The following is a 25,061-nucleotide window of genomic DNA, read 5'->3' as shown; positions in this document are numbered from 1 at the left end:
GTTTTCGGTACGCCGAAATATTGCTATGTTTTAGGCATGCCGAAAACGCTCGACGACGAGACCGAGCCCACGACCACCGTCCGCCCCGAGCGCCCCCATCGGGGCGGGCGGCGCCGGGCCGAGGCATCCCTGCCGCGCGTCGCCTGGCTCATCGGTCCCGCTCTCGTCGCGGGCGTCGCCTACCTCGACCCCGGCAACGTCGCGAGCAACATGACCGCCGGCGCCCAGTACGGCTACCTGCTCGTCTGGGTCGTCGTGCTCGGCAACGTGATGGCCTGGCTCATCCAGTACCTGTCGGCGAAGCTCGGCATCGTCACCGGCCGCAGCCTGCCCGAGGTGCTCGGCGGACGCATCCGCAACCGGTGGGGGCGGCGCGCGTACTGGCTGCAGGCCGAGCTCGTCGCCATGGCGACCGACCTGGCCGAGGTGATCGGCGGCGCCGTCGCCCTCAACCTGCTGTTCGGGGTGCCGCTCGTCTGGGGCGGACTCATCACGGGGGCCGTCTCGATCGTGCTGCTGGTGCTGCAGTCCAAGCGAGGGCCGCGCACCTTCGAGTTCGTGATCATGGGGCTGCTCGCGATCATCACGATCGGGTTCACGGTGGGCGTCTTCATCGCCCCGCCCGACCCCGCCGGCCTCCTCGCCGGGCTCGTGCCGCGCTTCGCCGACGCGAACTCGGTGCTGCTCGCCGCCTCGATCCTGGGCGCGACGATCATGCCGCACGCGATCTACGCGCACTCGGCGCTCTCGCGCGATCGCTTCGCACGGCACGTCGGCGAGCAGGTCGGCGAGCGCGGCCGCGAGCCCGGCGCGCGCACGGGCTGGCACGGCTTCGGCCTCCGCCGGGGCACGGATGCCTCCCCCGAGCTGCTTCCGGGCACCGCGACGGCACTGCCCACCGGCATCCTCGTTCGCGCCACCCGCTGGGACGTCTCGATCGCGATGGCGATCGCCGGCACGGTGAACCTCTGCATCCTGCTGCTCGCGGCGGTGAACCTGTCGGGCGTCGAGGGCACCGACAGCCTCGAGGGTGCGTACGCCGCACTCGGCGCGGCGCTCGGCCCAGCGATCGCGACGCTCTTCGCGGTCGGCCTGCTCGCCTCGGGCCTCGCCTCGACCTCGGTCGGCGCCTACGCGGGCGCCGAGATCATGTACGGCCTGCTGCACGTGCGCGTGCCGTTGCTCGCGCGGCGACTCGTGACGCTCATCCCCGCACTCGTGATCCTCTGGCTCGGCTTCGACCCGACCCTCTCGCTCGTGCTCAGCCAGGTGGTGCTGTCGTTCGGCATCCCGTTCGCGCTCGTGCCGCTCGTCGCGCTGACGGCGAAGGACACGGTGCTCGGGCAGTGGCGCAACCACTGGGCGACGACCGCCGCGGGCATCGCGGCGTCGGTGTTCCTCATCGCGCTCAACGGGGTCCTGCTCTGGCTCGTCTTCACGGGGGCATGACGCCCGAGCCACCCCGAGCCCGCCGATTACAGGCACTTCCGCGCGACTCGCCGTCCGGGGCGGCCCCGCCTGCGGCGTGTCGCCGGAATTGCCTGTGGCAGCCGCAGAACTGCCGCAGAACTTTCCGCCGGCGCAACACTCGAGGATCTTTCCGTCGCACGCGACGTCACACGGGACGCCCGCGCCGGGCCGTCGCCTACGCTGCTGGAACTCACCGATGGAGGACCACATGTCAAGCTGGCGGCTGCGCGAGTTCCACAACGACGACCTCGACGGCATCCTGCACCTCTGGGAGGCGCAGCGGCAGTCGTCGCACGAGCCGGTCTACGACCTCAGCGAGGTGATCGCCTCGTGCCAGATGGACCACGCGATCGTCGCGGTGCACGCCGACCAGGTGATCGGCGCCGCCGTCGGCCGTGCCGCGCACGACCAGGGCTGGGTCGTGTTCTTCGCGATCGCCGACGACTGGCGGCACCAGGGCATCGGCTCGGCGATGCTCGCGGCCCTCGAGAAGCGCATGGCGCCGCACGGCCTCACGAAGCTCTCGGCGCTCATCCCCGAGAACGAGAGCCGGGTCGACGCCTTCGCCAACCAGGGCTTCGAGCTCAAGCACCAGCTGCGCTACTTCGAGCGCCGCATCCCCGTGCAGCGGCAGGAGCTGAGCTCGCTCGCCGAGCTCGGCGGCCGGCTGCTGCCCCGCACGCTCTGGGAGTCGGTGGCGGGCATGCGCCGTGAGAAGGAGATCCTCGAGCAGCGCCTCGTGCTGCCGCTCGCCGAGCCCGACCTCGCCGACCGCTACGGCGTGGTGCCGCCGCGCGCGGTCGTGCTGTTCGGCCCGCCAGGCACTGGCAAGACGACGTTCGCGAAGGCGATCGCCTCACGGCTCGAGTGGTCGTTCGTCGAGGTGTTCCCGTCGCGGCTCGCCGCCGAGCCCGGCGGCCTCGCCGGGGCGCTGCGCGACACGTTCACGAAGATCGCCGAGCTCGAGCACGCGGTCGTGTTCATCGACGAGGTCGAGGAGATCGCCGCACAGCGATCGGGCGAGCCGCCGTCGCCGCTGCAGGGCGTCACGAACGAGCTGCTCAAGATCATCCCGGCGTTCCGCGAGCAGCCCGGGCGGCTCCTCGTGTGCGCGACGAACTTCATCCGCGCGCTCGACAGCGCGTTCCTCCGGCACGGACGATTCGACTACGTGATCCCGATCGGCCTGCCCGACGAGGCGGCGAGGCAGGCGATCTGGCAGCGGTACGTGCCAGAGCAGGTGGCCGCCGCCGTCGACGTCGCCCTGCTCGTCGAACGCTCCGCCGGGTTCTCGCCCGCCGACATCGAGTTCGCCGCCCGCAGCGCGTCGCAGCGGGCGTTCGAGGCCGCGGTGCGCAACGGCGCGACGGGTGACGACCGGGATGCCTCGGCGCACGGCGCCGCACCGCGCCCCGCCGGTCCGAGCACCGCCGACTACCTCGACGCGATCGCCGGCACCCGCACCACGGTGTCGGCCGAGACCGCCGGCGCGTTCCTCGAGGACATCGAACGGCTCGCGCGGGTCTGACGGGCCTCGCGGCTAGGCTGGGCGCGATGCCCGCCAGCAAGAACCCCGCGATCGAGGACTACCTCAAGACGGTGTACGCCCACACCGAGTGGCAGCCCGACCCCATCACGCCCTCGCAGCTCGCGGCGAAGCTCGGCGTCGCCCCGTCGAGCGTCACCGAGATGGTGAAGAAGATGGCGGCGCAGGGCCTCGTCGCCCACGTGCCGTACGGGCCGCTGCGGCTCACCGACGCGGGCCGCGAGCGCGCCCTCTCGGTGGTGCGGCGGCACCGGCTCATTGAGACCTGGCTCGTGCGCGAGATGGGCTACGCGTGGGACGAGGTGCACGACGAGGCCGAGGTGCTCGAGCACGCGCTGAGCGACCGGCTGCTCGAGCAGATCGACCTGCGGCTCGGCCGCCCATCGCGCGACCCGCACGGCGATGCGATCCCCGCCGCCGACGGTGCGATCGCGACCGAGCCCTTCCTGCGGCTCGACGGAGCGCCCGCCGGCCACACCGGTCGCGTGCTGCGCATCAGCGACCGCGACCCCGAGGTGCTGCGCGCCCTCGCCGCCGCGGGCATCGCCCCCGGGGTGGCCATCGAAGTCGGGAACGCCGATGCCTCCGGCGAGCGCGTGCTCGTCGAGCTCGTGGCGATCGACGCTGATGACGACGACGGTGCGGCGGCCGCGGCATCCCCCGTCGAACTGACGGCCGGCGCGGCCGCTGAGATCTGGGTCACCGGCTGACCCGGCCCCGACCGACGGCCCCTCCCGTCCGTGGGCTTCCCACAAACGCGTATGGGAATGACCGCCCGGCTGTTAGCATCCGGCGGTGCGCATTCTCCGCCGGACACTGGTCGTCCTCCTCGTCATCGTGCTCGTACTCGTGGCGGGGGCCGTCGCCGTCTACTGGTGGCAGCGCCCGATGCTGCGCACCGGCACCGGCTACGCCGCGCACAACGCCTGCGCCGTGACCGAGGTGGCCGGGCGCGACGACCCGGCGAGCGACCTGCCGCCGAACCCGCTCGTGCCGTACCTCTCGGTCGACGTCGACCGTGACGAGGCCGTCACGACGGGCTCGCTCCTCGGCCTGCTCGCCGCCCAGAAGGCGTGGTTCGCGCCCGGCTTCGGCTGCACCCTCGCGGGCGACGCCCCCGACTTCGGCGAGGCGACCGCCGTGACGAGCGACGGCAACCCCTTCGCGGATGCCTCGGCGCCGTCGCCGTCGCCGGAGCTCGACGCCGCCCTCGCCACGGCGTTCGGCGACGACCTGCCCGCCGCAGACGCCGAGGCGCTCGGCACCCGCGCGGTCGTCGTCGCCAAGGGCGGCGAACTCGTCGCCGAGCGCTACGCCGACGGGTTCGACGCTGAGACCCCGCAGCTCGGCTGGTCGATGTCGAAGAGCGCGACCGACCTCATGACCGGCATGCTCGTGCAGCAGGGCGAGGTCGCACTCGACGACGACGGCCTGCGCCCCGAATGGACCGACGGGCGCGCCGACATCACGATCGAGCAGCTGCTGCGCATGACGAGCGGCCTCGAGTGGGACGAGACGTACGACCTCGGCACCCCGATCACGCAGATGCTCTACAACGAGGAGGACATGGGCGGCTATGTCGCGAGCCTCCCCCTCGAGCACGAGCCCGGCACGTTCCAGGAGTACTCGAGCGGCTCGACGACGCTGCTCTGCTCGGTGCTCGCCGAGCGCACCGGCCTCGGCGCCGACCTGCCCCGACAGACCCTGCTCGGCGCGCTCGGCCTCGAGTCGGCGACCTTCGAACCCGACGCAGCCGGCACGCCGGTCTGCTCGTCGTACCTCTGGGCGACCCCGCGCGACTGGGCCGCGATCGGCCAGTTCGCCCTGCAGAACGGCGAGTGGAACGGCGAGCAGCTGCTGCCCACCGACTGGATGGCACGCTCGCTCGAGGTGACGCCGGTCGACGAGACCGACGACCCCGGCTACGGCATGGGGTGGCGCGTGAACACCCTCGCCGACGGCAGCCTGCGCTGGCCCGGCCTGCCGGCCGACACGTACTACGCGTCGGGCCACGACGGGCAGAAGGTCATCGTGGTGCCCTCGGAGGACCTCGTCGTCGTGCGCATGGGCTTCACGCCGGCGGCCGACGACGAGCCGAGCGAGGTGCAGCTCGTCGAAGACGTGGTCGCGGCGCTCGCCTCGCCCGAGGGCGAGTAGCGACGTCCACGAGGCATCCCGCCCGTCACACGCTCGTCATCGGCCCGTGACCCGCGCGGCCTAGGCTTGGGCGCATGGGACGACGCGACGAAGTCGAGTGCTGGCTGACCGACATGGACGGCGTGCTCGTGCACGAGAACCACGCCCTGCCGGGCGCCGCCGAGCTGCTGCAGCAGTGGGAGGACGCCGGCACCCCGTACCTCGTGCTCACGAACAATTCGATCTTCACGGCCCGCGACCTGTCGGCGCGGCTGCGGGCGTCGGGCCTCAACGTGCCCGAGCAGCGCATCTGGACCTCGGCGCTCGCGACCGCCGACTTCCTCAAGCAGCAGCTGCCCGGCGGCTCGGCGTTCGTCATCGGCGAGGCGGGCATCCTCACGGCGCTGCACGAAGCCGGCTACATCATGACCGAGACGGCCCCCGACTTCGTCGTCGTCGGCGAGACCCGCAACTACTCGTTCGAGGCGATCACGAAGGCGATCCGGCTCATCAACGACGGCGCCCGGTTCATCGTCACCAACCCCGACGCGACCGGCCCGAGCGCCGACGGCCCGCTGCCCGCGACCGGGGCGATCGCCGCGCTCATCACGAAGGCGACCGGCAAGGAGCCCTACGTCGTCGGCAAGCCGAACCCGATGATGTTCCGCTCGGCGCTCAACAAGATCGGCGCCCACTCCGAGAACACGGCGATGATCGGCGACCGCATGGACACCGACATCGTCGCGGGCATCGAGGCCGGCCTGCACACGGTGCTCGTGCTCACGGGCATCAGCGACCGGGCCGAGATCGAGAAGTACCCGTTCCGCCCCGACGAGGTGCTGAAGGGCGTCTTCGAGCTCGTCGGCGACCCGGCCGAGACCGAACTCTGATCCCGCAGGCGCCGCACGCGAGCCGCATCTCTGAAAGGGTTGGCACCATGATCGAACTCACCGACATCGACCTCGACGAGGACGGCGAGCTCAGCGCCGTCGTCTCGCTGCCGGGTGACCGGCAGGTCGCCGTGCTCTTCGCACTCGACGACGACGAGCAGCTCGAGGCCCCTGAGATGCTCGCCATCGCCCAGCGCGCGCTCGCCCCGCTCACGGCTGAGGAGCTCGACCGCCTCGACGACGAGATCGTGCACGAACTCGTCGACTCGGACTTCGAGGGCGCTGAACGCGCGCCCGAGGCGGCCGACTACGCCGCGCTCGACGAGGAGCTCGACCTGCAGGGTGCCATCGTGTCGAGCGACGCCACGCTCGTGCTCGTCTACGAGGCGCCGACGCAGTACGCGGGCCTCGTCATCTACGCCGAGCTCGACGAGTCACTCCTCATCGAGGTGCTGAGCGTGGCCGAGCCCGACCTCGACGATGAAGACGACGAGCCCGACGCCGACGACGACGCCGACACCGACGAAGAGGTCGAGCAGGGCGACTGACGCCGACCCGGCGCACCCGAGGCCGCCCAGTGTGGCCGTTCCCACCCGTCGTTGCCCGGTCTGCGGCAACACTCGGTGCGAACGGCCGCACTCGGCGATCGAGTGAGCCCCGCCGCACGGCTCACGCCGCGAGCGGCGCCTCCTCGGGGTCGGCGTCGAGCCGCGCGCGCACCTCGGGGTCGAGGTCGAGCTCGGCGGCGCCGAGCACCTCCTCGAGCTGGGCGACGCTCGACGGCCCCGCGACGGGGATGACCGGCACCTCGCGACCGAGCAGCCACGCGAGCGCGACCTGGTTCGGCGTCGCACCGACCTCGCGCGCGACCTCGTGCAGCAACTCGATGCGCGCGTACGTCGTCGGGTGGTTCACACCGCCCCAGAGCGGCTTGTCGCGACGCGTGTACGCGCCCTGGTGCAGCGGCGAGTAGGCGGTGACGGCGAGCGGCGCGCGGCCGTCGACCCCGGTGGATGCCGCATACGAGAGCAGCTCGGGCGTCACGAAGTTCTGCCGGCCGAGCTTCGGGACGGGGTAGATGTAGCTGTACTGCTGCTGCACGAGGCCGTACGGCGAGACGCCCTGGCGGATCGCCTCCTCGCGCGCCTCGACGATGCGCCACAGCGCCACGTTCGAGATGCCCGAGACGCCCACGAGCCCCTCGTCCTGCAGTGCGCCGAAGGCGCCGACGGTCTCGGCGAGCGGCGTCTCGAGGTCGTCGACGTGGCCGTAGACGGCGTCGATGCGGTCGACGCCGAGGTGCTTGGCGCTCTCGCGCACCTCCCAGTCGACGATGTCGGCGCCGAGCCCCTGGAAGTTCGTCGGCGGCACGTTCGAGAGCGGCAGCGCCGGGTCCTTCTTCGCCGCGCCGACCTTCGTCGCGATGCGCACCCGGTCGCGCACGCCGCGGCTCTCGAGCCAGCGGCCGATCAGGTCTTCGCTGTCGCGGCCGTACCCGCCGTCCCAGAAGCTGTAGTTGTTCGCCGTGTCGATGAACGTGCCGCCGGCCTCGACGAAGCGGTCGAGGATTGCGAACGAGGTGGCCTCGTCGATCTTCGTGCCCATCTGCATGGTGCCGAGGCAGATCGTCGAGACGTCGAAGCTCGTGCGGCCGTTGCCGATCGTGCGGTATCGCATGGGGTTCTCCTCCATCGGTGGGGTTGACGGTTTCGAGCGTACGAACCGATCGGCTCGGGCATACACTCCAATCAGTACTCGTTCGACCAGACCAATCGAGAGACCGGATGCCTCGCCCCACTGCCGCCCGCACACCGGCCCTCGCGTGGGAGACCATGCTCGACCTCGGCCCGGGCCCCGCTCCCCTGCGCGACCGGCTCGAACGCGCGATCCGCGAGGCGGTCGCGAGCGGGCGGGCCCCCGCGGGCGCCGCGCTGCCGCCGAGCCGCGCCCTCGCCGAGACGCTCGGCGTCTCGCGCTGGGTGGTGACCGAGGCCTACGGGCAGCTCGTCGCCGAGGGGTTCCTCGAGGCGACGGTCGGCTCGGGCACGCGCGTCCCGGCGCGCGCCGCGACATCCCCACCGGTCGAACCCGCTGCGGCCATCCGTGCTCGGGTCGTGGCGAGCGACGAAGGAGCACGCGTCTCGAGACCTGATGACGAGGCCTCGACACCGGCCTTCGTCACGACTCGACCACCGGCCGCAGCCGGAACGACGAGACGACCGTCGGGGTTGCGCGGCGAGTACCGGCGCCCGCGGTTCGACCTGGGGCCCGGCGTGCCCGACCTCAGGCATGTGCCGCGCACGCGGTGGGCGGCTGCCGTGCGGCGCGCGCTCGAGGTGCTGCCCGACGCCGAGCTCACGGTCGTCGACCGGCTCGGCCATCCCTCGGCACGCACCGCCGTCGCCGCGTACCTCGAACGGTCGCGCCACGCGGTCGCCGCGCCCGACGACGTCGTCATCACGCACAGCGCGACCGACGGCATGACGGCGGTCGTCGCGGGCCTCAAGGCCGCCGGGCACTCGGCGATCGTCGTCGAGGACCCGAGCTGGTCGAAGCTGCGCGAGGTCGCCGCGGCCGCCGGCCTCACCCCGGTGCCCGTGCCGGTCGACGGCGACGGCATCGACGTCGAGGCGCTCGAGCGGGCGGCCCGGCGCACGGGCGCCCGTGCCGCGCTCATCACGCCCGCGCACCAGTTCCCGATGGGTGCCGCCCTCTCGCCCTCACGGCGCGACGCGATCGTGCGCTGGGCGCGGAGCGTCGACGGCGTGCTCATCGAGGACGACTACGACGCCGAGTTCCGCTACGACCGCCGACCGATCGCCGCGCTCCAGGGGCTCGCCCCCGACCGGGTCGTGCTCGTCGGATCGCTCTCGAAGTCGATGGCGCAGGTGTTCGGGCTCGGCTGGGCGCTCATGCCGCCCGCGCTCCGCGAGCGGGTGCGGCTGGCCGAGCGCCCCCGCCCGTCGACGCTCGAACAGGCGGCGCTCGCCCAGTTCATCGAAGGGGGCGACCTCGAGCGGCACCTGCGCGCCGCGCGCGGGCGGTTCCGGCGGCGGCGCGCCGCCCTGCTCACCGCCCTCGGGCGCGAGCTCCCCGAACTCGCGGTGTCGGGCATCGCCGCGGGCATGCACGCCGTGCTCGCGCTGCCGGCGGGCGTTCGTGCGAGCGACGTCTCGGCGGCGGCGGCACGCGCCGAGCTCGCGGTCGCCGACCTCACCCGCTACCGTGCGTCGAGCGCGCACTCGATGCCGGAGGCGCTCGTCGTCGGCTACGGCAACCTCTCCGACGCGGTCGTCGACGAGGCGGTCGCGCGCCTCGCGCGAGTCATCCGTTCGTTCGCCTGAGCCGCCGCACGTTCGCCGACGCGTCGCGTCGCGTCGCGTCTCGTCGCGTCGCGTCGCGTCGCGTCGCGTCGCGTCGCCGAGCGTGACCGTTGCCACCCGTCGTTGCCTGTTCAGCGGCAACATCCGGTGCGAACGGCCACACTCGGCGATCGAGTGGGCCCGGCCGCACGGCCTACGCCGCGAGCGGCGACCCCACGACCGATGGTCGCCGCACGGCATCAGGGCTCGAGGTCGAGCTCGTGCCCCTCGTCCCACGGCTCGGCCCAGCCGAGCCGGTCGAGCATCTTGTCGAGCACGAGCGCGGTGAATCCCCAGACGAGGTGCTGCCGCCCGGCGACCGTCGGCAGGAAGGCGGGCCCGCGCCACTCCTGCCCGTCGCGGCGCAGCACCGTGGTGTAGCGGTTCGCCGGGTCGACGAGGTCGGCGACCGGGGTTCGGAAGACCGCCGACGACTCGGCGACGTCGACGACGCCGACCGGCGACGGCGACCGCCACCAGCCGAGCACCGGGGTCACCATGTGGCCCGAGTAGGGAACCGACAACGGCGTCAGCGTGCCGAGCACGTCGACGCCCGCGGTGTCGAGCCCCGTCTCTTCCCGAGCCTCGCGCAGCGCCGCGTCGACCACGTCGCGGTCGCCCGGATCGACGCGCCCGCCGGGGAACGCGACCTGGCCGGCGTGCGAGCGCAGGGTCTCGGCCCGGGCGAGCAGCAGGACGTCGAGGTCGCGCGAGACCGCGCGATCGTGCGCGGTATGCTCGCTCGGCAGTTCGTCGAGCACGCCGAACAGGATGAGCACGGCGGCGTCGCGGTACTCGATCTCGCCGAACTCGGCGCCGTCGCGCCAGTCGTCGAGGAACGTCGCGTCGCCGACGAGCGCGGCCAGCTCGTCGCGAGCGGCTCCAGTTGCGGTCACCCTCCCGAGGCTACCCCGCCCCGCCGACGCCGCGCCCGTCAGCCGAGACGAGCGAGGGATGCCTCGACGAGACCCCAGAATCGGTCGACGTCGAGCTCGACCGCGACGAACGCGTTCGGCTCGCGGCGGAGCATCCCGTCGAAGTCGACGCTCGTCGCGCCGAGCGTCTCCGTGCCCTGCAGCTCGACGTCGAGGCGGGTGCGCCGCAGGGCGACGCAATCGGGGTCGGCGAGCACCGCGACGGCGACCGGGTCGTGCAGCGGCCCGTCGGGCATGCCGAACACCTCGTCGTTCGTGCGGCAGAAGAAGTCGAGCAGTTCCCCCGCGAACGACGCGGTGCGGTTGCCCGCGCCGGCCAGCCGCTCGCGCACGGCGGGGGTGACGAGCGCGCGATGCGTCACGTTGAGCCCGACCATCGTGAACCGCACGCCGCTGCGCACCACGAGGTCGAGCGCCTCGGGATCGACGAGCGCATTGAACTCCGCGTACGGGGTCGCGTTGCCGCGCTCGGTGGAGCCGCCCATCCAGACGACCTCGCGGATGCGGTCGGCGACCTCGGGCCGGTCGCGCAGCAGCACGGCGACGTTCGTGATCGGACCCGTCGCGACGATCGCGACGGGCTCGTCTGCGGCGAGCAGGGTGTCGGCCATGAGCTCGGTCGCGGTGCGCTCGTCGAGCGGCACGGTCGGCTCGGGCAGCACCGGGCCGCCGAGCCCGTTCTCGCCGTGGATCCACTCGGCGGTCTGCAGCACCCGGGCGATCGGCCCCGCAGCGCCGGCGGCGACCGGCACGCCGTCGATACCCGCGACCGTGAGCGCGACGCGCGCGTTCCGGCTCGTGTGCTCGAGGGGCACGTTGCCGCCGACGGTCGTCACGGCGCGCAGGTCGAGGGCCGGATGCCCCGCCGCGAGCCAGAGCGCGAAGACGTCGTCGTGCCCGGGGTCGCAGTCGACGATGACGGGCAGGCTCATGCGGCACCGCCCGGGTCGCCGAGGCCCGCGGCGGCGAGCACCTCGGCGCGCGGGGCGTACGAGTCGACCGTGCCACGCCGCTGCACCGCGAGCGCGCCCGCCGCCACGGCGATGCGCACGGCCTCGGGCATCGGACGTCCCTCCGCGAGGAAGGCGCTCAGCGTGCCGGTGAAGCAGTCGCCGGCACCGGTCGTGTCGACGGCCTCGACGGCGGGCGCGGCCAGGGCCCAGCTGCCGGCGCGCGTCGCGGCGACGGCGCCGGCGGCACCGAGCGTGATGACGACCGACCGGGCGACCCGGCCGACCGCCGCGGCCGCGAGGTCGCGCCAGTCGTCGAGGGACGGCGGCTCCGGGACATCCGGCCGGATGCCCACGGCACGCGCCTCGTGCTCGTTCACGACGAGCGGATCGCACACGGCGAGCGTCGCTGCCGTGGTCGGCACGGGCGGCGCGAGGTTGAGCACGAAGCGCACGCCGAGTTCGTCGCAGATCGCCGCGAGGTGCTCGATCGTCGCGACCGGCAGCTCGCCCTGCGTGAGCACGAGGCCCGCGCCCGCGATGCGCTCACGTGCGGAGTCGACGACGTCGGGGCCCAGCTCGTGGTTCGCGCCGGCGGCGACGATCACGGTGTTCTCGCCCGAGTCGGCAACGGTGATCTGGGCGATGCCGGTCGGCAACCCGGCGGTGCGCTCGACGCCGCGGGTCGGCAGGCCGAAGCCGTCGAGCACGGTCAGGGCGAGTCCGCCGTTCGCGTCGTCGCCGATGCGGGCGACGAGCTCGACGTCGGCGCCGGCGAGGTGCGCAGCGACGGCCTGGTTCGATCCCTTGCCGCCGAGCGCCGTCTGGAACGCGTGTGCGGCGATCGTCTCGCCGGGCTCGGGGAATCGTTCGACGTACGTCGTCGCGTCGACGTTGAGCGAGCCCACGACGAGCACGCGCGAACCTCCCTCGGCCATGTCGACCTCGCCCCGGCTCAGGCGGCCGGGCCGGGGCCGGCGATGCTGGCGGTCAGCTTCTCGCCGCTCGAGCGGCTCGCGAAGCAGTAGTAGTACCGTGCACCCGCGTCCCACTGCGCGGCGTCGGCCGGGTACGCGCCCTGAACCTGCAGGTCGGTCATGCCCGACACGGCCGCGACGTCGATGACGCCGTCGGCGGTGCACAACAGGTTCATCTGCGACGCGAGCTCGGTCTCACCGGGATACGCGGCGGCCGCGTCGCCCGGCAGCGTGCCGCGGTAGACGAGCTGCGCCGCGTGCGGCGTCGCGCAGTCGACCACGGTGAACTCCTGCTGCCAGGCGTCGGTGTACGGCTCGAGGCACTCGCCGCCGAAGAGCGTGTCCCACGCGTGCACCCCCGCGGGCTGCGCCGCGGTCGGCTCGGGCGTGGGCGTCTCGTTCGTCTCGGCGGTCGGCGTGCCGGATGCCGCAGCCCCGCCGCCCTTCGACATCTGCGTGCCGAGCCAGAAGAGGCCGGCGATCACGAGGAGGGCGACGAGGGCGCCGGCGATCCAGACCAGGGGGCGGATGCCTCGCTTTCCGTCTCCACCGGTGGGGTCGGAGGAGCCCGATCCGCCGCGGCCCCCACCGCCGCCCGAGGGGGAGCCCGCACCGCCCGTGCCGGAGCCGCCCGCACCGGGGCCGGAGGCGCCGCGGATCGGTCCGCCGCCGCCCGTCGCACCGCCCGCACCGGCGCTGCCGCCGGCGAACGCGAACAGGCCGGCGCCCGCAGTCGAGCCGGCGGACGGCGCAGACGCGGCGCCGACCGGAACAGTCGGCATGAGCGCCGTCGCCGCAGGCTGGGCGGCGGCCGGCGCGAACGCACCCACCATCGGCTGCGGCGCGGTCGCGGGCGAGAATCCGAAGAGCACCTGGATTCCGTCGGTCACGGGCTTGACGGCGCCGTCCGGCGCCTCCGCGGACGACGGGTCGACGGGCGTCGCGGCGAAGGGATCATCGTCGAAGGCGGCGGCGGCGAAGTGCGACGCGGCGTCGGCTGCGGTCGAGGTCGGGTCGAACTCGTCGGGTTCGGGCTCGCCGCGACCGGCAGGGTCGCCCCAGCCGGCGGGTTCGTCCCACGCGGGCACGTCGGCCGGCTCGAGGTCGCCCGGCTCGAGGTCGCCCGGCTCGTCGAGGGCTGCGAAGGCCACGGGAGCCGCGAGGCCGGCGAGGCTCGCGGAGGAGGGGTCGAAGCCGACCGACGACTCCACGTCGCCCGCGCCACGGTCGTCCCAGCCGGGCGATGGAGCGTCGAACGGCGATGCCGCCGGAACGCCCGCCGCCGCGCCGGCGACCGCCGGCGTCGAGACCTGGGCTCCCGTCGCCGCGGCGTCGTTCGCGGCTGCGAGGATCGCCGAGACCGATCCCGTCGCCTCGGCACGCGGGTCCTCCGCCGACGGATCGGGCGTGAGGTTCCAGAAGTATCCGGTCTCGGCGAGCTCGCGTGCGATCGGCGAGTCGACCTCGTCCTCGTCATCCGCCTCATCGGTACGGCGCCGGCCGAAGAGACGCAGGCGGCCACGGGGCTCGTCGCCATCCGTGTCGTCGTCTGCGAGGTCGGCACCGTCGGCGTCGTCGCCGAACGACAGTCCGAGCTCGCCGAGCCCACCCGACGGACCGGGCGAAGCCGGCGCGGCCGGTGCGGGCGCGCCGAACGGCGTCGCGACCGCGGCCGAGCTCGCCGCAGCCTCTGCTGCGGCCGCCGCGGCCGCGGCGAAGGCCGCGGTGCCGACGATCGGGATGGCGCCGGCGGGCGGGTCGACCTCGGTCCGGGGCGTCGAGGCTCCGCCGAGCGCGGCGAGCAGGTCGTCGACGGGCTCGGCCGCAGGCGTCGGTGCCGGCCGCCGCGGCTCGGCGGCGAACGCCGGGAAGGGCTGTCGCGTGGGCGGCACCGGCGCGAAGGGGGCATCGAGGATCGAGGCGGCGACGGTCGGGGTGTCTGCGGTCGACGCGTCGTCGGCCGGCGGTTCGGGCCGCACGCCCGGTGCGGCCGGCGCGATCGCCGGGAACATCGCGGTCCGCGTGTCGGCCGAGGCGTCGCGGACGTACGGCTGCTCGAGCTGCTCGGCGAACGCGTCGAAGCGGCTCCTCGCCGGAGGGGCCGCCTGTTCCGCCGCGGTCGCGTCGGGCATCGGTGCGGACGTCTCGGGTGCAGGCGCAGGCGCAGGCGCGAACAGGTCGGGTGCGGGAGCCGGCGCAGGCGTCTCGGCCACGGGGACGAACGACGCGGGTGCGGATGCGGACGCGGATGCGGATGCGGATGCGGCCGGTTGATTCCCGTCGGGATCGTTGAGCGCCGCCCAGAGTTCGGCGTCGTAGCTCGCGGCGGCCCGCGGCGCGGGTTGCTCGCCCCACCCTGCGGGCGCCTCGGGCGGTGCCGTCGGGTGCTGCACCGGGATGCCGCCGACCGGGGTGAACGAGCTGCGGGCGACCGGGGGCGCGGAGTAGCCGGCGAACGGGTCGTCCGCCTCGGCGGTCGGCACCGGCCCCGGCTCGGGGAGCTCGGTCGGCTGCGCTGGAGCGCCCGCCTCGGGGGCGGAAGTCTCGCCGGGCCGGGATGCCGCGACGGTCGCGGACTCCTGGGACAGGCGCTGGAACGCCTCACGGAGCTCCGCCTCGGAACGCGCCTCCTGCTCACCCCAGGTCAGGGCGAACGGTGCGGTCGGGGTGACCGGACCGGGCGGCACCGGCGGGCGCTGCGGTTCGACCGGTGCTGACGCCGGACCGGGCGCGACCGGCGCAGCGACACCCCACGCGGTCTCGGCCACCGGCGCGTCCCAGGCGGGCGCAGCGGGCAGGGCCGGCTGCGCTGGGGGGGTGTTCCACGCGGTGGGTGCGACGGAACCGGTGGTGGGCACCGTCGGGTCGACTGCAGCAGCCGGCACGGCAGGCACATCCCAGGCGGGCGCGGTCGGCGCGGCAGGCGCATCCCACGCGGGCGCAGCCGGCGCGGCTGAGGCGGCGGGGTCCACCGGGAGCGCAGGCGCGTCCCACGCCGGCGCGACAGGCGCGACAGGCGGGGTCGCCGGGGCGCTCCCGACCGGCGGTTCGACCTCGGTCAGATGGACGGTGGGCGTCGGCGGGGCGACCGAGAACGGCGGCGTCCACGTCGGCGGCGCCGAAGCGGCGGCAGGCGAGGGGGCGAGGCCCTGGGGTGCGGCCTCGGCGGGCGACCCGACGACGGGCAGCGCTCGGGTCGCGGTGTCGGACGCCGGCGGCTCGGCGAGCGAGAACCAGTCGAGCACCTCGTCGTGTCGCGAGGGCACGGTCGGCGTCGGCGGTGCGACCTGTGCGGCGGGGGTGGTGGGCGGCGTCGGAGCTGCCGACGCGTGCGGCACCCGACCGACGGGCGAAGGCGGCGGTGCGAACGCCGAACGCGCGCCCGACGTCACCTGCGGCGCGCCGTGCACCGGCGGTGCGGCCTGCGGCATGGGCGCCGTCGGCGTCGCGGGCGCATCGGCTGCCCCGCCCGCGAGCTGCGCGAGCAGCCAGTCGGCGCCGTCGTCGAAACCCTGCCGCTCGTTCATCAGGCCAGGCCCAGGTCTTCCAGGCCGATCGCGTACAGGTAGGGCACGCCCTCGGCCTCGATGACCTCGCGGGCGCCCGTGGCACGGTCGACGACGACGGCGACGGCGACGACCTCGGCGCCGACCTTGCGCAGCGCCTCGATGGCCTTGAGCGGCGAGCCGCCGGTGGTCGACGTGTCCTCGAGCACGATCACGCGCTTGCCGGCGAGCTCGGGGCCCTCGACCTGCTTGCCGCGGCCGTGGTCCTTCGGCTCCTTGCGCACGACGAACGCGTCGTACGCGAGTCCGCGCGCGGCACCCTGGTGCAGGATCGCCGACGCGATCGGGTCGGCGCCCATCGTCATACCGCCCACGGCGGCCACGTCGGGGATGTCGGCGATCAGGTCGAGCATGACCTGCCCGATGAGCGGGGCGACGCGGTGGTCGAGGCTCACCTTGCGCAGGTCGACGTAGTACGTCGCCTTCTTGCCGCTCGTGAGCGTGAAGTCGCCGTGGAACACGGCATCGGCCGAGATGTGCTCGATGAGCTTGCGGCGGGTGTCGGAGTCGTGCGTGGTCACCCGCAATACTTTACGGCCCGCCTGCCTGAGAGGAAGGGGTGGAATCGGACGACCCCTCCGAACGCTCCCGGCCCGAGGCATCCGCTGACGGCCCCTCGCCATGGCGGCGCGAACGCCGCCCGCCCCACAGCGAGCGCGGCGTGCCCGGCACGAGTCGCGCCCAGAACGGCGGTTCCCGCTCCTCGGCGAGCGCAGCGGGCACGTCGATGTGGAACTCGGCGAGCTCCTCCGCCCCGTGATGCACGACCCGGTACAGGGCGGTGCCGATGAGCACGCCGAGCGCGATCGACATGATCGCGGTGAGCGCATCGGCGAAGTCCTCGAGGCCGTGCGCGGTGCCGACCGCCTCGGTGAGGCCGACGAGTCCGGCCGCTCCGGGCACGAGCAGCCAGAACGCTGGCAGGAACGTCAGCTGCGACGGCGCGCCGTTGCGCAGTGACGCGATCCAGAGCACGACGGGCGTCATCGCCACCGCCCCGATGAAGCCGCTGACGGTCGAACCGATCAACGCGGTGCCGACCGCCTGCCCCGCGTAGGCGACCACGAGCACGAGCAGCACCCAGCCGAAGGTGCGGCGCGGCGCCGAGAAGTGCAGGTAGTTGCCCACCGCGAACAGCAGGACGCCCAGGATCGCGGTCCACCACGGGAACGGCGCGGATGCCTCGAGCGGCGAGTAGCTCGTGCTGGCCACGCCGACCACGGTGCCGGCGGCCAGGATGCCGAACGCGAGCAGCGCGAGCTGCACCATGCCGAAGACGAGACGCGAGGCTCCCGAGAGCATCTGCCCGACCGCGAGCTCCGCGACCGCCGTCGTCAGCACGCCGCCCGGCAGGAACGTCGCGAGCGGCGCGATGAGCAGCCGGATCGGATCGCCGATCTCGACGTACGGCGCGATCAGGAACACGACCAGCGCGCACGCGAAAGCGGCGAAGACCGGGAACACGAGCTGCAGGGTCGGCGAGCGCACGAGCTTCGCCAGACCGACGAACGCCCCGAGGCCGAACGCGATGATCGCGCCCTGCCAGGTCGGCGCCAGCAGCAGCGCCAGGCCGGTCACGAGGACGGCATGCCCGAACGTGCGCACGAGCCAGCCGTGCGCCGGCTTCATGGCACCGATCTCGTTGAGGCGGTGGATGCCGTCGAGCGGATCGATCTCGGCCCGCTCCGCCTCGCCCACGAGCCGGTACAGCTCGGCGATCTGGTCGAACCGGAACGAGGCGTTGACGGCCGAGCGGAGCGCGACGTGGCCCTCCTCGCCGTGACCCGTCTGCACGATGATCACCGTCGGCATGACGACGACGTCGGTGTCGTCGCGACCGTACGCGCGAGCGACGCGCACGAGCGCCTCGTGGATGTGGTCGACCGAATCGGCGGCCGCGTTCATCCCCTCCGCGAGTCCGAGCAGGAAGGTGCGGAGGATGGTGCGGTCTGCGGCCTCGACCATCGGATGCCTCCCCGGCGCCTCAGACCACGACGAACGAGAGCAGCACGCCGATGATCATCGCCGATACGACGTAGACGAGGTTCGGCAGCTGGAACGAGTGGTCGAACACGAACTTGCCGAGCTTCGTTGTGCCCGTCTGGTCGAAGGCCGCCGTTGCGACCTGCGACCCGTTCGCGGGCAGCGTGTACATGCCCATCGCGGAGGGCCAGAGGCCGACGATGAGCGAGGCCGGCAGCCCGATCGCGAGGCCGATCGGCACGATCGCGTTCGTCGCGCTCGACTGGCTCGTCGTGAGCATCGCGACGAGGAACAGCGCGAGCGCGAACAGGAGCGCTCCGACGAGCGCCGTCGACCCTGCGACGAGCGAGCCGAGCCCCTCGACGATGAGGTCGTTGTTGTACGCGACGAAGGTGTTCGCGAGCCACGCGATGCCGAAGAGCGCGAACGCGCCGACCATTCCCGCCGGGAAGGTCGACTGCTTCGGCACATCGGCCGACTTGACCTTGCAGAAGACGAAGATGAGCGCGGCGATGACGCCCATCGTGACCTCGATGATGACCGTCACCGAGACGCGCACCGGGTCGCCGCTGTCGTCGGTGCCGATGATCGGGCGGAGCCCCTCGAAGAGGCCCATGAGCACGATGAACCCGACGCCGGCGAGGAAGATCGACGCCGAGAGCACGGCGGTCTTCGGCAGCTTGCGCTCGGTGGTGTCCTCGGCCGGGGGCTTGATGAGGTGTTCGGCGAGGCGCCGCTGGTACTCGGGGTCGTCCTCGAGGTTCTTGCCGTGCCGCACCATGACGAGCGACGCGAGGAAGAGCCCGACGATCGACGCGGGCCACATGATCAGCAGCACCTGGCCCAGGTCGACGCCGCTCGGCGCGAGGAGCACGACGAGCGACGCGGTCGCCGCCGAGACGGGGCTGCAGAGGATGCCGACCTGCGAGGCCACGGCCGAGACCGACAGCGCCCGCTCGGGGCGGATCTTCTGGTCGTAGGAGACGTCGTAGATGACCGGCAGCAGCGGGTAGAAGATGTTGCCCGTGCCCGCCCCGACGGTGAAGAGGAACGACATCGCGGGCGCGAGGAAGACGACGCTCTTCGGCCTCGACTTGATCGCCTTCGCCGCGACCGACACCATCCAGTCGATGCCGCCCGCGGCCTGCATGACCGAGGCCGCGGTGATGACCGTGAGCACGATGAACACCGCGTCGACCGGCGCGTTGCCCGGTGGCGTCTGGAACCCGAAGACGAGCACCGCGACGCCGACGAGACCCCAGACGCCGAGTCCGATCCCGCTCGTGCGGGTGCCCATGAAGATCGCGAGGACGACGACGAGCAGCTGGGCGACGAGGATCCAGACGTTGTCGTTCACGCGCTCGGCCCCTTCGTGATCGGCCCGGTGGGCGCCAGCACCCGCACCGGGAGCGGAGTCTCGACGATCTCGCCGTCGACCGCCTCGACCCTGAGGGCGAGCGGCGGGTCGACGGGGCTGATCGCGGTCACGAACTCCTGGTTCTCGAAATGCAGCGACTGCAGGTTGCCGACCGCGTAGCCGGTGGCGAGCTCACCGCTCTTGAGCGCCGCATGGAAGAGCGGCTGCCGCTGGTCCTCCGCGTCGTAGTGCGGGCAGAAGCTGCCGTGCAGGAACCCGAGCCCCTCGGGCAGCACCTGCAGGGTCGGACCGTAGCTGTCGGTCGTGCCGCCCTCGAACCAGCAGATGCCGCCGGCCGAGCCACCCGTGAAGACGACGTTCGAGGCCGGATCCTGCCACATCTCGCGCATGATGTCGTCGAGGCCCTGGCGCTTCCACACGTCGAGCATGTTCGCCGTGTTGCCACCGCCCACGTGGATGACGTCGAAGCCCTTCACGAATTCCGCGAGGTCGTCGAGATCGCGGTGGAAGAGCGTCAGGTGGTGCGGGGCGCACCGGTCGGAGTCGTAGGTCTTGTAGAAGCTCAGCGTGTACGCCTGCTCGTCACCCGTCGCGGTGCCGACGAACAGCACCCGCGGGCGCTCCTTGCCGGTGAGCCCCAGGATGTAGTCGTGCGTCGGATCGTTGCGCCGCTCCATCATGGCCTTGCCGGCCCCGGTCGCCACCACATGCGCCATCGCGTCCCCCCTCGTGCGCCAGCCCTGCGGTCACGCTATCGGGCGGCGGCGAGCGGTGTCGAGAGGCGCGGCGGGAGCGTCCGTCGAAGCAGAAGGGCCGCCCCGCGGGGTGTCCCTCCCCCGCGCGGCGGCCCTGCTGTCGGGCCGCACTCGCTTCACAGGGGTGTCCCTCCCCCGCGCGGCGGCCCTGCATGCCCTGGAGAACGGACCTCCGGGGATTCGCGGCACTCAGACGGTGCGCGCGAACGTCTCTCGCGGCTGGCGGCGGTAGCCGTCGCGCGCGGTGACGACGATCGAGCCGGCGATGGCGGCGACCGAGACGACGCTGAGCAGAACGATGACGCTGATCACGATGGATCCCTTCGGGTGGAACGATGCGGTTGAGTCGAGCGACCGTGCACCGTTGCATCCGTTCGACGTCACAATTCTCTCGCCTCGAACTATTCAGCACAAGCTCACAATGCTACATCAACGTTGTAGTATTGCTTCATGGATGTGCGACGCCTCGACCTGCTCCGCGAACTCGCCGAACGCGGCAGCGTCACGGCCGTGGCCGAGGCGACCGGCCGCACCCCCTCGGCGGTCTCGCAGCAGCTCAAGGTGCTCGAACGCGAAGCCGGCATGCCGCTCACCGCACGCAGCGGCCGCGGCGTCGTGCTCACGAGCGCCGGGCACGCACTCGCGCGCAGCGCGGCCGATGTCGCGATCGCGATCGAGCACGCGACCGCCCTGTGGGACGAGTTCCGCAACGACCCCTCGGGCGAGGTCACGCTGATGACGTTCCCGACGATCGGTGCGACCCTGCTGCCCTCGGTGCTCATCGAGCTCTCCGAGGTGGCGGGGCTCGTCGTCCACGCCACCGACCTCGATCCCGAGCTCGCCGAGTTCGGCGACCTCACGGCCGACCACGACATCGTGCTCGCGCACACGATGCCGGGCATGCTGCCGTGGGGCGGCCGCGGCCTCACCGTCGTGCCGCTCCTCACCGAGCCGCTCGACATCGGCCTGCCCGCGGATCACCGGCTCGCCGCCCGCGCCCAGGTCACGCCGGCCGACCTCGTCGACGAGAACTGGCTCGGCGTGCCGCCGGGGTTCCCGTTCGAACGCATCCTGCACGCGATCGAACAGCAGGCCGGCCGTCGTGCCGTCGTGAGCCAGCGGTTCAGCGACATGCGCATCATGGAGGCGTTCATCGAGGCCGGCCTCGGCATCGCCTTCGTTCCGAGGTACACCTCGGGTGCCGTGCCCGACTCGATCGTGCTGAAGCCGCTTCGCGGTGTCGCGAGCGCCCGGCAGATCGTCGCGCTCGTGCGACCCGACGTCGCCGAGCGGCTCGCGGTGCGCACCGTGCTCGACGTGCTCGTCTCCCAGTCGGCACGGCTCGAGCGACAGCACCTCGAGAACGACCGGTAGCCGCGGGCGCCCGTCGCGGTCGCGACGCGCCACGAGGCATCCGCTCGCCGTTCAGGGCTCGTCGTCGTGCTCGACGTCGTATTCGAGCACGAGGCTTCCCATGGGGGTAGTGTTGCAGCCGGTCAGCGCGAGCGCGCGCGGGCTCTCGAGGTCGCCGAAGAGTCGCTTGCCCGACCCGAGGATCAGCGGGTGCACGAACAGTCGCAGCCCGTCGATCAGCCCGGCCTCGAGCAGCGCGCGCACGAGCACGCCGCTGCCGAGGATCGCGATGGCACCGTCGCCGGCTCGCTTCAGCGCTTCGACGCCGTCGACGAGGTCGCCGCTCAGTGCCCTCGTGTTGTGCCAGCCGAACTCGGTCATGGTGCCCGTCGCGACGTGCTTCTCGGTGGCGTTCATGTGGGCGGCGATCGGGTTGCCGTCGGGGACCGACGGCCAGAAGGCCGCCATCTTCTCGTAGGTCTTCCGCCCGAAGAGGTAGGCGGTCGTGCCCCCGAGCCCGCCTGAGGCGCTGGAGGCATGGATCGCTTCGGCGTAGGGTGCTCCCCATCCGCCGTGCTCGAAGCCGCCCTCGCGGTCTTCGTCGGGCGACCCGAGTCCTTGCATGACTCCATCGACCGAGAGGAATTCGATCGCGATCAGTCTGCGCATCATGTTCTCCTTCCATGACCCATGCTGCGCGGCAGCAGCCGCCGACGGCTTGAAGAAAATCGACCGACGATGAAGAACGACGTGGTGATCGAGACGACCGCACCGGGCCCGGTCCTGGTGCGACATCGCGTGCGCCCCGAGTTCGCCGGACTCGTGGCCGGCATCGTGGGCCATCACGAACGCGTCGACCGTCCCGTCGTACGCCGCCAGGTGGCGGGAACCCTGATTCCGCTGGTGCTGTCGTTCGGACGGCCCCTCGACGTGGTCGACCTCTCGGCCGGCGAGGGCACGGGTCGCCACATGTCGTTCGTCGCCGGCATCATGCCCGGCCACGCGACGACGAAGTTCGACGCGGAGCAGCACTGCCTGCAGGTCTACCTGACCCCGCTCGGCGTCACCCGACTGCTCGGCCTGCCGGGCCGCGAGCTCGCGGCCCGCGTGGTGGAACTCGCCGACGCGGTCCCGGTCTTCGACGACCGGCTGGTCGAGCAGCTGTGGGCCGCTCGGACCTGGCCGCGCCGATTCGCGCTCATCGACCGCGTGTTGCTCGACCTGCTCGGACGCGGCCGGCCGGTCGAGCCCTTCGTCGGCTGGATGTGGCGGCAGATCGGCCGTTCCGGCGGGCGGGTCAGGGTCGGCGACCTGGTCGAGCAGACGGGGTGGAGCCAGCGCCACGTGACCTCGCGCTTCACCGAGCAGGTCGGCATCGGGCCGAAGGCCGCCGCGGGTCTCGTGCGATTCGAGCGCGCTGCGGTCGCCCTCCGGTCGCTGCCCGCCGCCGACGTGGCGGCCCGTCTCGGATTCTCCGACCAGAGCCACTTGGTGCGCGAAGTCCGGAGGTACGCGGGGTGGACCCCGACCGCGCTCGTCGGCAGCGACCTGACGACCGCGCAGGCCGCCATCGGGTGGCCCGGTTATCAGGGCACGCCCTGATATCGGTGCGCCCCCGCCGACCGCTAGGCTCCAGCCATGTCGCGCCCAGCCGCACGCGTAGCCGTGCTCGCCGCCACCGCACTCCTCGCCGTCGTCGCGCTCAGTGCGTGCGCGCCGGCGTCGTCGCCCGACTCGCCGAGCGGCCCGTCGACCGGGAGCGCGAGCGCACCGCCCACCGAGAGCACGGCTCCCGCTGCGGCATCCATCGATATCTCAGCCGAGGCGATCACCGTTCGCGACGCAGGCGGCGCGATCATCGAGAGTTACGACTACTTCCAGCCGACCGACGAGGTCGTCGCGGGCCTCACCGCCGTGCTCGGGGCGCCGGTCGACACACCGCACCCCGGCGGGCTCGAGTCCCCGCCGGGGGTCGAGCACGTCTGGGACGGCCTGCGGCTCTACGACTCCGACACGCCCGGCACCGTGCCCGACATCCCGAACCACTGGGTCTTCGTCGACGCCGCGACCGCGGGCGGCCTGCCGATCGGCTCGGCACCCGGCATCGGCTCGGCCGACGGCGTGCAGGTCGGCGACCTGCTGTCGACGGTGACGATCGGCGTCACCTCCGGGTCCCCGTACGTCGATCCGTCGTCCGGGCTCAACACCGTCGTCTCGCAGATCGGCACGGTGTCGATCCCGCCGAACCCGGCCGCGAGCGGCGAGCGGCATTACTCGGTCAACGTGCTGAGCGACGGTGACACGGGCGAGATCGCCCGCCTCAACGCACCGGCTCCGGACTTCGGCGTCTGACACCGGTCGGCTGCCCCCGGGTTGGCGATCCGCCACTGCCCGTGCGGCCCGGTCGGGGTGCTCGCGTCAGGAGGTCGCCAACGCCCGCGCGCGCAGCCGACGAGACGAGTAGGCTCCGGCGTCATGGCCGATGACGCGATCCTCCTCGACGTGACCGACGGGCTCGCCCGCGTCACCCTCAACCGCCCCGCCAGGCTCAACGCCGTCGACCCCGGCGCGATCGCGCGCTGGCAGGAGATCGCGCACGAGATCGCGGAGCGCGACGACGTCGGCGCGGTGCTGCTGGATGCCTCGGGCCGGGCGTTCTGCGCGGGCGGCGACGTCGTCGCGATGTCGGAGCTCGCCGCCGCGGGCGGCGACGCCGCGAGCGTGATCACGGGCCTCGCCGACCGCATCCACGACGGCCACCTGACGCTGCGCGAGAGCGCGAAGCCGATCGTCGCGGCCGTGCAGGGGCCGGTCGCCGGCGGCGGGCTCGGCTTCATGCTCGTCGCCGACTTCATCGTCGCGAGCGAGCAGGCGACGTTCGCGAGCCGGTACAGCGACGTCGGGCTGACGCCCGACTGCGGGGTGAGCACGCTGCTGCCCGAGGCGATCGGCACGCGTCGCGCGCTCGAGCTCACCCTCACCCCGCGCACGATCACCGCCGCCGAGGCGCTCGACTGGGGTCTCGTCACCGAGGTCGTCGCGCCCGATGAGGTCGCGCCGCGTGCGCTCGACGTCGCGCGGTCCTGGCTCGACGGGGCGACCGCCGCGTTCGGGCAGGCGAAACGGCTCGTGCGATCGGGGCTCGTCCGCCCGTTCGGCGACGCGCTCGACGACGAGGCGCGCACGATCGGCGCCGCGTTCGCGACGCCCGAGGCGCAGGCACGCATCGCGGCGTTCACCGCACGAAGGGGCTGACATGAAGGATCCGGCCGAGAAGTTCATGCGCATCGCCGAGGAGGTCGCCGACCGCGCACAGGCGGCGGGTCTCACCGTGGCCGCCGCCGAATCGCTCACGAGCGGCGCGCTCTCGAACGCGCTGGGCGCGGGGCACGAGGCATCCGACTGGTTCCGCGGCGGGATCATCGCCTACGCCGAGGGCGTCAAGCGCGAGGTGCTCGGCGTCACCGCCGAATCGGTCGCATCGGCGCAGTGCGCACGTGAACTCGCGACGGGTGCCGCCCGGCTCCTCGACGCCGACGCCGCGATCGCGGTGACGGGAGTGGGCGGCCCCGACCCGGCCGACGGCGAACCGGCGGGGAGCGTCTTCGCGGCGGTCGCCGTGCGCGGCGAGATCCACGACGTGCACTTCCAGTTCGAAGGCGACCCGTCCGAGGTCGTGCACCAGACGGTGGGCGCCGCGCTGCGCCTGCTTCGCGACGCCCTGCCCCCGGCGTCCTGACTCGACCGGACGCTGAACTCG

General features: G+C 73.0%; 23 protein-coding genes. 12 read left to right on the top strand and 11 right to left on the bottom strand.

The window, feature by feature from the left end; translation table 11 throughout:
* Positions 1-36: 36 nt before the first annotated feature.
* From ACWGPE_RS09775 to ACWGPE_RS09750, 6 genes are all read left to right on the top strand, one after another.
* Positions 37-1,449 (top strand): Nramp family divalent metal transporter, encoded by a 1,413-nt coding sequence (locus tag ACWGPE_RS09775; RefSeq protein ID WP_452048597.1) that lies wholly within the window; start codon positions 37-39, stop codon positions 1,447-1,449.
* 229 nt (positions 1,450-1,678) lie between these two features.
* Positions 1,679-2,998 carry an ATP-binding protein gene (locus ACWGPE_RS09770; RefSeq protein ID WP_275505186.1) on the top strand — a complete coding sequence of 440 codons (1,320 nt, stop codon included), beginning with the start codon at positions 1,679-1,681 and terminating at the stop codon, positions 2,996-2,998.
* 26 nt (positions 2,999-3,024) lie between these two features.
* Positions 3,025-3,726 (top strand): metal-dependent transcriptional regulator, encoded by a 702-nt coding sequence (locus ACWGPE_RS09765; RefSeq protein WP_275505185.1) that lies wholly within the window; start codon positions 3,025-3,027, stop codon positions 3,724-3,726.
* Between the two features lie 85 nt (positions 3,727-3,811).
* A complete protein-coding gene (locus tag ACWGPE_RS09760; protein WP_452048596.1) occupies positions 3,812-5,173 on the top strand; it encodes a serine hydrolase domain-containing protein in 1,362 nt (453 codons plus the stop codon).
* Positions 5,174-5,247: 74 nt separating this feature from the next.
* Positions 5,248-6,042: an HAD-IIA family hydrolase gene (locus ACWGPE_RS09755; RefSeq protein WP_231429614.1), complete on the top strand. Its 795-nt coding sequence runs from the start codon at positions 5,248-5,250 to the stop codon at positions 6,040-6,042.
* 47 nt (positions 6,043-6,089) lie between these two features.
* Positions 6,090-6,590: a hypothetical protein gene (locus tag ACWGPE_RS09750; RefSeq protein WP_452048595.1), complete on the top strand. Its 501-nt coding sequence runs from the start codon at positions 6,090-6,092 to the stop codon at positions 6,588-6,590.
* A gap of 121 nt (positions 6,591-6,711) precedes the next feature.
* Here the strand turns inward: ACWGPE_RS09750 and ACWGPE_RS09745 are convergent, their stop codons facing one another.
* Positions 6,712-7,719, bottom strand: coding sequence for an aldo/keto reductase (locus ACWGPE_RS09745; RefSeq protein ID WP_231429612.1), 1,008 nt, complete (start codon positions 7,717-7,719; stop codon positions 6,712-6,714).
* A 107-nt stretch (positions 7,720-7,826) separates the two neighbouring features.
* Here ACWGPE_RS09745 and pdxR point away from each other — a divergent pair, with 107 nt between their 5' ends.
* Positions 7,827-9,386, top strand: coding sequence for a MocR-like pyridoxine biosynthesis transcription factor PdxR (pdxR, locus tag ACWGPE_RS09740; protein WP_452048594.1), 1,560 nt, complete (start codon positions 7,827-7,829; stop codon positions 9,384-9,386).
* A 218-nt stretch (positions 9,387-9,604) separates the two neighbouring features.
* On the opposite strand, the gene ACWGPE_RS09735 is transcribed toward pdxR, so the two are convergent.
* The 9 genes from ACWGPE_RS09735 to ACWGPE_RS09695 all read right to left on the bottom strand — a co-directional run bounded on the left by ACWGPE_RS09735 (position 9,605) and on the right by ACWGPE_RS09695 (position 20,260).
* Positions 9,605-10,300 carry an NUDIX hydrolase gene (locus tag ACWGPE_RS09735; protein ID WP_374201079.1) on the bottom strand — a complete coding sequence of 232 codons (696 nt, stop codon included), beginning with the start codon at positions 10,298-10,300 and terminating at the stop codon, positions 9,605-9,607.
* 38 nt (positions 10,301-10,338) lie between these two features.
* Positions 10,339-11,271 (bottom strand): nucleoside hydrolase, encoded by a 933-nt coding sequence (locus tag ACWGPE_RS09730; protein WP_231429610.1) that lies wholly within the window; start codon positions 11,269-11,271, stop codon positions 10,339-10,341.
* On the bottom strand, positions 11,268-12,227 hold the full coding sequence (locus ACWGPE_RS09725; RefSeq protein ID WP_452048593.1) for a ribokinase: 960 nt from the start codon (positions 12,225-12,227) through the stop codon (positions 11,268-11,270). Before ACWGPE_RS09725 ends, ACWGPE_RS09730 begins: the two co-directional genes overlap by 4 nt.
* Before the next feature lie 17 nt (positions 12,228-12,244).
* Entirely contained in the window at positions 12,245-15,793 is a 3,549-nt protein-coding gene (locus tag ACWGPE_RS09720; protein ID WP_452048592.1) for a hypothetical protein, read from the bottom strand.
* Entirely contained in the window at positions 15,793-16,353 is a 561-nt protein-coding gene (pyrE, locus tag ACWGPE_RS09715) for an orotate phosphoribosyltransferase (RefSeq protein ID WP_231429607.1), read from the bottom strand. The genes ACWGPE_RS09720 and pyrE overlap by 1 nt, the downstream gene beginning before the upstream one ends.
* 10 nt (positions 16,354-16,363) lie before the next feature.
* Positions 16,364-17,797, bottom strand: a complete 1,434-nt coding sequence (locus tag ACWGPE_RS09710) for a threonine/serine exporter family protein (protein WP_231429606.1) — start codon at positions 17,795-17,797, stop codon at positions 16,364-16,366.
* 19 nt (positions 17,798-17,816) lie between these two features.
* Entirely contained in the window at positions 17,817-19,172 is a 1,356-nt protein-coding gene (locus tag ACWGPE_RS09705; RefSeq protein WP_452048591.1) for an anaerobic C4-dicarboxylate transporter family protein, read from the bottom strand.
* A complete protein-coding gene (locus tag ACWGPE_RS09700; protein ID WP_231429604.1) occupies positions 19,169-19,909 on the bottom strand; it encodes a Type 1 glutamine amidotransferase-like domain-containing protein in 741 nt (246 codons plus the stop codon). Before ACWGPE_RS09700 ends, ACWGPE_RS09705 begins: the two co-directional genes overlap by 4 nt.
* A 228-nt stretch (positions 19,910-20,137) precedes the next feature.
* Complete coding sequence (locus ACWGPE_RS09695; RefSeq protein WP_255679833.1) at positions 20,138-20,260, bottom strand: hypothetical protein; 123 nt, start codon at positions 20,258-20,260, stop codon at positions 20,138-20,140.
* Positions 20,261-20,398: 138 nt separating this feature from the next.
* Between ACWGPE_RS09695 and ACWGPE_RS09690 the strand changes: the two genes are divergently transcribed.
* Positions 20,399-21,322 (top strand): LysR family transcriptional regulator, encoded by a 924-nt coding sequence (locus ACWGPE_RS09690; RefSeq protein WP_376930698.1) that lies wholly within the window; start codon positions 20,399-20,401, stop codon positions 21,320-21,322.
* 51 nt (positions 21,323-21,373) lie between these two features.
* On the opposite strand, the gene ACWGPE_RS09685 is transcribed toward ACWGPE_RS09690, so the two are convergent.
* Complete coding sequence (locus ACWGPE_RS09685; protein ID WP_452048590.1) at positions 21,374-21,970, bottom strand: dihydrofolate reductase family protein; 597 nt, start codon at positions 21,968-21,970, stop codon at positions 21,374-21,376.
* A gap of 69 nt (positions 21,971-22,039) precedes the next feature.
* Here ACWGPE_RS09685 and ACWGPE_RS09680 point away from each other — a divergent pair, with 69 nt between their 5' ends.
* The 4 genes from ACWGPE_RS09680 to ACWGPE_RS09665 all read left to right on the top strand — a co-directional run bounded on the left by ACWGPE_RS09680 (position 22,040) and on the right by ACWGPE_RS09665 (position 25,040).
* On the top strand, positions 22,040-22,903 hold the full coding sequence (locus ACWGPE_RS09680; RefSeq protein WP_275505175.1) for a helix-turn-helix transcriptional regulator: 864 nt from the start codon (positions 22,040-22,042) through the stop codon (positions 22,901-22,903).
* 36 nt (positions 22,904-22,939) lie between these two features.
* The gene (locus ACWGPE_RS09675) at positions 22,940-23,653 is read left to right on the top strand and encodes a hypothetical protein (RefSeq protein ID WP_231429600.1); all 714 of its coding nucleotides are present in this window, start codon (positions 22,940-22,942) and stop codon (positions 23,651-23,653) included.
* A gap of 123 nt (positions 23,654-23,776) precedes the next feature.
* Positions 23,777-24,556: an enoyl-CoA hydratase/isomerase family protein gene (locus tag ACWGPE_RS09670; protein ID WP_231429599.1), complete on the top strand. Its 780-nt coding sequence runs from the start codon at positions 23,777-23,779 to the stop codon at positions 24,554-24,556.
* 1 nt (position 24,557) lies between these two features.
* Positions 24,558-25,040, top strand: a complete 483-nt coding sequence (locus tag ACWGPE_RS09665) for a CinA family protein (RefSeq protein WP_231429598.1) — start codon at positions 24,558-24,560, stop codon at positions 25,038-25,040.
* Positions 25,041-25,061 lie beyond the last annotated feature (21 nt).

Source organism: Agromyces sp. NPDC055658, assembly GCF_053618155.1.
The sequence above is the reverse complement of the archived record's forward strand: the minus strand, read 5'-3'. Positions and strand labels throughout refer to the sequence as shown.

Bases quoted from the DNA above. Each gene is read 5' to 3' on its own strand.
- ACWGPE_RS09775 (WP_452048597.1), top strand. From the start codon at position 37: ATGCCGAAAACGCTCGACGACGAGACCGAGCCCACGACCACCGTCCGC.
- ACWGPE_RS09770 (WP_275505186.1), top strand. From the start codon at position 1,679: ATGTCAAGCTGGCGGCTGCGCGAGTTCCACAACGACGACCTCGACGGC.
- ACWGPE_RS09765 (WP_275505185.1), top strand. From the start codon at position 3,025: ATGCCCGCCAGCAAGAACCCCGCGATCGAGGACTACCTCAAGACGGTG.
- ACWGPE_RS09755 (WP_231429614.1), top strand. From the start codon at position 5,248: ATGGGACGACGCGACGAAGTCGAGTGCTGGCTGACCGACATGGACGGC.
- ACWGPE_RS09750 (WP_452048595.1), top strand. From the start codon at position 6,090: ATGATCGAACTCACCGACATCGACCTCGACGAGGACGGCGAGCTCAGC.
- ACWGPE_RS09745 (WP_231429612.1), bottom strand. From the start codon at position 7,719: ATGCGATACCGCACGATCGGCAACGGCCGCACGAGCTTCGACGTCTCG.
- pdxR (WP_452048594.1), top strand. From the start codon at position 7,827: ATGCCTCGCCCCACTGCCGCCCGCACACCGGCCCTCGCGTGGGAGACC.
- ACWGPE_RS09730 (WP_231429610.1), bottom strand. From the start codon at position 11,271: ATGAGCCTGCCCGTCATCGTCGACTGCGACCCCGGGCACGACGACGTC.
- ACWGPE_RS09725 (WP_452048593.1), bottom strand. From the start codon at position 12,227: ATGGCCGAGGGAGGTTCGCGCGTGCTCGTCGTGGGCTCGCTCAACGTC.
- ACWGPE_RS09720 (WP_452048592.1), bottom strand. From the start codon at position 15,793: ATGAACGAGCGGCAGGGTTTCGACGACGGCGCCGACTGGCTGCTCGCG.
- ACWGPE_RS09710 (WP_231429606.1), bottom strand. From the start codon at position 17,797: ATGGTCGAGGCCGCAGACCGCACCATCCTCCGCACCTTCCTGCTCGGA.
- ACWGPE_RS09700 (WP_231429604.1), bottom strand. From the start codon at position 19,909: ATGGCGCATGTGGTGGCGACCGGGGCCGGCAAGGCCATGATGGAGCGG.
- ACWGPE_RS09690 (WP_376930698.1), top strand. From the start codon at position 20,399: ATGGATGTGCGACGCCTCGACCTGCTCCGCGAACTCGCCGAACGCGGC.
- ACWGPE_RS09685 (WP_452048590.1), bottom strand. From the start codon at position 21,970: ATGCGCAGACTGATCGCGATCGAATTCCTCTCGGTCGATGGAGTCATG.
- ACWGPE_RS09680 (WP_275505175.1), top strand. From the start codon at position 22,040: ATGAAGAACGACGTGGTGATCGAGACGACCGCACCGGGCCCGGTCCTG.
- ACWGPE_RS09675 (WP_231429600.1), top strand. From the start codon at position 22,940: ATGTCGCGCCCAGCCGCACGCGTAGCCGTGCTCGCCGCCACCGCACTC.
- ACWGPE_RS09670 (WP_231429599.1), top strand. From the start codon at position 23,777: ATGGCCGATGACGCGATCCTCCTCGACGTGACCGACGGGCTCGCCCGC.
- ACWGPE_RS09665 (WP_231429598.1), top strand. From the start codon at position 24,558: ATGAAGGATCCGGCCGAGAAGTTCATGCGCATCGCCGAGGAGGTCGCC.